At 39.2% G+C, this 6,675-nt stretch carries 6 protein-coding genes; all 6 read left to right on the top strand.

The genetic code is table 11. From position 1 onward, the window contains the following. A partial coding sequence (locus ACH2DQ_RS26580) for a class I tRNA ligase family protein (RefSeq protein ID WP_395028664.1) occupies positions 1-898 on the top strand: 898 nt, incomplete at its 5' end. A 242-nt stretch (positions 899-1,140) separates the two neighbouring features. Beyond that, positions 1,141-1,950 (top strand): basic amino acid ABC transporter substrate-binding protein, encoded by an 810-nt coding sequence (locus ACH2DQ_RS26575; protein WP_395028663.1) that lies wholly within the window; start codon positions 1,141-1,143, stop codon positions 1,948-1,950. An 18-nt stretch (positions 1,951-1,968) separates the two neighbouring features. Beyond that, positions 1,969-2,649 carry an amino acid ABC transporter permease gene (locus ACH2DQ_RS26570; RefSeq protein WP_027293880.1) on the top strand — a complete coding sequence of 227 codons (681 nt, stop codon included), beginning with the start codon at positions 1,969-1,971 and terminating at the stop codon, positions 2,647-2,649. After that, positions 2,639-3,382, top strand: a complete 744-nt coding sequence (locus tag ACH2DQ_RS26565) for an amino acid ABC transporter ATP-binding protein (RefSeq protein ID WP_394915800.1) — start codon at positions 2,639-2,641, stop codon at positions 3,380-3,382. The genes ACH2DQ_RS26570 and ACH2DQ_RS26565 overlap by 11 nt, the downstream gene beginning before the upstream one ends. Positions 3,383-3,757: 375 nt before the next feature. Further along, the gene (locus ACH2DQ_RS26560) at positions 3,758-5,578 is read left to right on the top strand and encodes a histidine kinase (protein ID WP_394915799.1); all 1,821 of its coding nucleotides are present in this window, start codon (positions 3,758-3,760) and stop codon (positions 5,576-5,578) included. 67 nt (positions 5,579-5,645) lie between these two features. Next, positions 5,646-6,675: response regulator (locus ACH2DQ_RS26555; RefSeq protein WP_395028662.1), on the top strand; the 1,030-nt coding region annotated here is incomplete at its 3' end.

Below are 6,675 nucleotides of genomic sequence, written 5' to 3'. Positions count from 1 at the left end.
TTATGTAGACAGCCATAATAATGAAGAACTGGTTTCTAAAGAAAAAGCAGATAAACTCTTACCAGTTGATATGTATATCGGTGGTGTAGAGCATGCAGTTCTTCACTTACTGTATTCCAGATTCTATACCAAGTTCTTAAACGATATCGGAGTTGTAGATTTTGATGAACCATTTACAAAACTGTTTAATCAGGGAATGATTACCGGTAAAAATGGTATTAAGATGAGTAAATCAAAAGGAAATGTGGTATCTCCGGATGATTTAGTAAGTGACTATGGATGTGATTCTCTTAGAATGTACGAACTTTTCGTAGGACCGCCGGAATTAGATGCCGAGTGGGATGACAGAGGGATTGATGGAGTATACCGGTTTATCAACCGTTTCTGGAATTTGGTAATGGATAATAAAGACAAAAAAGTGGCTGCATCCAAAGAGATGATTAAGATCCGCCACAGAATGGTCCATGATATTACCCAGCGTCTGGAAAGTTTTAACTTAAATACGGTAATCTCCGGATTCATGGAATATAACAACAAAATGATCGAATTAGCGAAAAAAGAAGGCGGTATCGATCAGGAAACGTTAGAAACTGCAGTGATTTTACTTTCCCCATTTGCACCGCATTTAAGCGAAGAACTGTGGGAACAGTTAGGAAACAGCGATTCCGTATTCAAGAACCAGTGGCCGGAGCATGATGAAGATGCAATGAAAGATGACGAAATTGAAGTTCCGGTTCAGATTAATGGCAAGACAAAAGCGGTTATCAGCGTTCCGGCGGAGATTTCCAAAGAGGATGCAATTGCAGCAGGTAAAGAAGCCATTGCAGATAAGCTGACAGGTACAATTGTAAAAGAAATTTATGTGCCGAAGAAAATTATTAATATTGTGCAGAAATAAATGGGAATGGCAGTCATAGAGATCTATGGCTGTCATTTTCTATGATCTACTACGGTAAAAATTACCTGTTATGATATCCATGCATGATTATAACTAATTTTACAATTATATGCACGAAACTGTTGACAACCTATAAATTTAGTGTTAAATTTGAGTAAGTAGGAAAGCAGTTGAAGGCAACTTTTGAATCTGTCTTTCTTTTTTTACGAATTATTTTACATTTTATTTAGGAGGATTTTGAAATGAAAAAGATGATTGTAACTGCACTTGCTGCATCCCTTGTTTTATCACTTGCAGTATGTGGAAGCAAAGGAGCAGAAACGGAAAAAACAACAGCGGCAGCTGGCGAAACAAAAGAAGCAGGAGCAGAGGCAGCAGGTACAGAAGCAGCTGGCGGTACATTAGTAATGGCTACCAATGCAGAGTTTCCTCCATACGAATACCGCGAAGGAGATAACGTAGTTGGTATTGATGTGGAAATTGGTGAAGCGATTGCAAAAAGTATGGGAATGGAATTAAAAGTGGAAGATATGGCATTTGATTCAATAATTGTTGCAGTAGATGCAGGAAAAGCCGATGTTGGGCTTGCAGGACTTACCGTAACAGAGGATCGTCTCATGAATGTTAATTTCTCTGATCCATATACAACAGCTACGCAGGTAGTTATTGTAAAAGAAGACAGTCCGATTACTTCTCCCAATGACCTGGAGGGTAAGAAAATCGGTGTTCAGCTTGGTACAACCGGCGATCAGTATGCAGGGGATATCAAGGATGCTACAGTAGAAAGATATAACAAAGGTTTCGAAGCAGTACAGGCAATGACCCAGGGAAAAATTGATGCGGTTATCATTGACCGTGAGCCGGCAAAAGTATTTGTTGAGCAGAACGAAGGCATCAAAATGTTAGATGAAGCATATACAGAAGAAGAATATGCAATTGCAATTAAGAAAGATAATGAAGAATTATTGAAAAAAGTTAACACAGCACTGGCAGATCTGAAATCCTCTGGAGAACTTCAGAAGATCCTGGATAAATACATTAAGGCACAATAAAACAAAGGAAGATAAGTTATGGCGGAAAAATTTTATCAGAATTTTATTAAAGATGACCGTTGGAAATACCTTACAGACGGATTGTTAACGACTCTTGAAATTACTTTATTTGCAGTACTGATCGGTATTTTATTGGGATTCCTGGTTGCTGTAATACGTTCGACTTATGAAAAGACAGGAAAACTGAAGATCTTAAATTTCATCTGTAATGTATACCTGACCATTATCCGTGGAACGCCAGTTGTAGTACAGTTATTAATTACGTATTTTGTTATTTTTGCTGCTTTTGATATTAACAAGGTATTGGTTGCCATCCTTGCTTTTGGTATTAATTCAGGTGCGTATGTAGCGGAGATCATCCGCGGAGGAATTCTGTCTATTGATAACGGACAGTTTGAAGCAGGACGAAGCCTGGGATTCAATTATCCCCAGACTATGATCTATATCATCTTACCGCAGGTGTTTAAAAATGTACTTCCGGCGCTGGCAAATGAATTTATTGTATTATTAAAGGAAACATCAGTAGCTGGTTATATTGCATTGCAGGATTTAACAAAAGGCGGAGATATTATCCGCAGCCAGACCTATTCTGCGACCATGCCTCTTTTGGCGGTGGCTGCAATTTATTTAGTTTTGGTTATGATATTTACTTATCTGGTAAAATGTCTGGAAAGGAGGCTGCGTAACAGTGAGCGATAGAGGAGAAGTTTTAATTCGAGTTCAGAATCTTACAAAAGCCTTCGGTGATTTTAAGGCATTAAATGATGTATCTACGGATATCCGATCCGGTGAAGTGGTCTTTGTAGTAGGTCCGTCCGGTTCCGGTAAAAGTACTTTTCTGCGTTGTCTGAACCGATTGGAGGAACCGACTTCCGGGCATATTTTGTTTGAAGGTGTAGATATCCTGGATCCCAAAACAGATATAAACGTGCATCGTCAGAAAATGGGTATGGTGTTCCAGCACTTTAATCTTTTTCCGCATATGACAATTTTAAAGAATATGACAATTGCGCCAATGAAGCTTCAGAAGAAGACTCAGGAAGAAGCCGAAAAGGAAGCAATGAAGCTCTTAGAAAAAGTTGGGCTTGCTGACAGGGCAAACGCTTATCCAAGCCAGTTATCAGGTGGACAGAAACAGCGTATTGCGATCGTCCGTTCTCTGTGCATGAGGCCGGATGTAATGCTGTTTGACGAACCAACTTCTGCACTTGATCCGGAAATGGTTGGCGAGGTACTTAACGTTATGGCTGATCTGGCAAGAGAAAATATGACCATGGTAGTGGTTACACACGAGATGGGATTTGCAAAAGAAGTTGCCGACCGTATTTTATTTATGGCAGATGGACAGATCATAGAAGAAAACAATCCGAAGGATTTCTTTGGTAATCCAAAGAGTGAAAGACTGAAGAGCTTTTTGAGTAAAGTATTATAGTAAGCTATACAATAATCAATGTAAATAAAAGTTATTGCGTTGCCAATATGGGTAATGCGATAACTTTTTTTATTCCCACGGGCAACGAGCCAAACGGATAAGCCTGCACATTAAATTGGCAGCTACTGCGAAGGTGGCTGTGCACCAAGGCGCATGTTTAGCACGTATCTAAGCAGAGCGTAGACCAAACCCGTCGGATTGCTGCAGAGTATTTGACGCGATTAACTCCAAAATATGCACGTTTATTCCAATATAGAAATATTTAACAATGATATAATAGAAAGGATATAGTATGATAACCATATGTGGTTTTAAGAGATGATTGCCATGATTTAAGATACTTAATTGATCTAAACAGAGGTAAAGGAGAGACATATGAAGAAGCGGTTTTCAGGAATTATCATGGGAATGAAACGGATCTTTGAGAATCTGAGTATTTGCAGCAAATTTATATCAGTCTGTGTTCCTATAATTATTGTATTGGTTGTTTCGATTCTGATTGCATCAAATTCGGTTTTGTATAGATCGAATATTGAAAAGGCAGAGGAAATTGCCAGGGATGAGTGTGAGATTATGAATGTCCGGCTGGAGTCTATGAAAGAAAATGTGATTACCTGTTCCAACATGCTGGCGCAGGATATTAACCGTGTATACAGCGAAACCAATATAACGAATATTGATAATATTTCATTTATATCCATTAAAAACAATATCTATACGGCACTGGATTATGACAGACGGTGTTTTTCAGATATAGAATCTATATTATTTGTCGATACCAAACGTAACATTTCTTCTGTGGGAATAAAACAGGCACCGGACTATGAGCGTTTGGAGAAGGACTTTATTTCGGGTATTCCGAAAAAAGGACTTGCGAAGTGCGTTCAGTTTCCCATGGAGAAAAGGGATTATTTAAATGATCAGGAGCCGGTTCTCACTTTTGGAAAACGGATTATCAATATGGAAACAGGAAAGATACTGGGATATATTCTGCTTAATATAAATGAAAGCCGAATCTCAGCTATTTTTCCGGAAAAAGAAGGGGAAGTACTGGGAAGGGAATACTTTCTGAGCAGCAACACCGGGCAGGTAGTTTCTTCTATGCGCAAGGATCAGCTTCTGAAAAATGTATCGGATGGTAAACTGAGGTCTTATCTTCAGGAACCGGAAGACGGAAGTGAGAATCTGGGAATCGGAAAAAAACAATATCTGGTAACAAAAAAATGGATTAAAAGCCTGGAGTGGAATCTGGTGAGTCAGATTTCAATAGAGGATATGACAAGAGATGTGCGTACCACTACAGGAATAACTATTGCCCTTGGTATTAGTGGTATAGTCGCAGCTGTATTATTGATTTTCATCTTATCAAAATTGATAACCAGACCAATATATGCCCTGACTAAGGCAGCAGGAGAGATACAGAACGGTGATTTTTCCATCTCCTGCCCAGCGGATACAAAAGATGAAGTTGGTGTTTTGTCAACGGCGTTCAATACCATGACCGGTAAGATAGCGGGCCTGTTGGTACAGGTAAAAGCGGAGCAGAAGAGGAAGCGGGAATATGAACTGGCACTGATTCAGGCGCAGATAAAGCCGCATTTTCTCTATAATACCCTGGATCTGATTTATATATTCTGTGAATGCAATATGGCATCAAAAGGGGCTAAACTAACGAAATCTCTGGCGGATTATTACCGCACATCGTTAAGCAGCGGCAAGGAAATAATAACCATAAAGGATGAAATTAAAAATATAGAAAACTATCTATTTATTCAGAGAGAAAGGTATTGTGACCTGATTGATTTTCAGGTCTATTGTGATCCTAAGATTGAAGATTATACTATTTTAAAAATGACTCTTCAGCCATTAGTGGAAAATGCAATCTATCATGGACTGAAAGAAAAGGGTATAAAAGGAACAATCCGCATCGAAGGCAGACTGGAAGAAAGTGCAGCTGTAATAGTAGTGGAAGATGACGGGGCAGGAATGACACATGACCGGATTCGGCAGGTACTGGCTCAGGATGAACCAGAGCATAAACGTCATTTTGGGCTTCGAAGCGTAGATAAACGAATTAAATTATACTTTGGGGAAAGTTATGGAATTCATATCGACAGTGTGGTAAATAAGGGAACTAAGGTAGTTGTATATATCCCTAAGACAAGTCAGGAGACGCCTGATACAGATCAAGTTTGATACATCTGGAACGCATGTCTGTCAGAAAGCAATTTCCAGACAAGCCATAAGAGAACGGAGGAAGATTATGTTAAAGGTATTAATTGCAGATGATGAACCGCACTTTAGAATTTATATGGAACATGTACTGGATTGGGAAGGTCTGGGATTTAAGATCTGCGGTATATGTAAAAATGGTGAAGAAGCGCTGCAGAAGGTGAAGGATACTGCCCCGGATATTGTGCTGTTAGATATTAATATGCCAGGGATGAATGGAATTACTTTGGCGGAGCAGTGTAAACAAATGAACCCTGATTTATATATTGTATTTATCACGGGCTATTCTGAATTTGAGTATGCCAGAAAAGCAGTGCAGATAGGTGTGGATGAATACCTGCTGAAACCATTCTCCAGAGAAGAACTAACAAATATTGTTTATAAGCTGAAACTAAAAATATGGAAGCGCAATGAGCAAAAGCATCTGCAGCGGGCAGATCTGCAAATAGTACGGGAAGAGCTTTTGCGCAGATGGGTAGGCGAAATTTCCCAACTGAAAATAGAAGAATTTAAAAGGAGTCTTGAGAGAATTGACATCAGATTTCCAGGAAGATTCTATCTGGTAAGCGTTTTGGAAATCGATGATATTTCCGGAATGTGGAAAAACCAGGAGGACGTAGAGCTTTGGAAGTTTGGAATCGGGAATATTGCTCAGGAAGTTCTGGGAGAAATTACACAGGCTGAAATTACCCATCTGATATTCAATGGTATGGAGGATCGTGTAATATCTATTTTAAATTATGATCATAAGCTGGAACGAATTACAGATATAAAAAAATATTATGAACAAGTCAGCAGCCTGATCAGCCAGCATCTGGGATTTACGATTTCAATTGGAATTGGAAATCCGGTGACGGACATGACAGAGGTATCAAAATCCTATCGAAAGGCTCTTGCAGCGCTGGAAGAGAAATTTCTTTTGGGGGGCAGTCATGTCATCTGTTATGAAGAAGTAGACAAAGTGGACAGTGAAGCAACTTTTTACAGATTGGATTTAAATGATCAGCTGCTGGCATGTCTGCGGAAACAGCAAAGAGAAGAGATTCATCAGATTCTGGAAG

Source organism: Robinsoniella sp. (assembly GCF_034124845.1).
The sequence above is the reverse complement of the archived record's forward strand: the minus strand, read 5'-3'. Positions and strand labels throughout refer to the sequence as shown.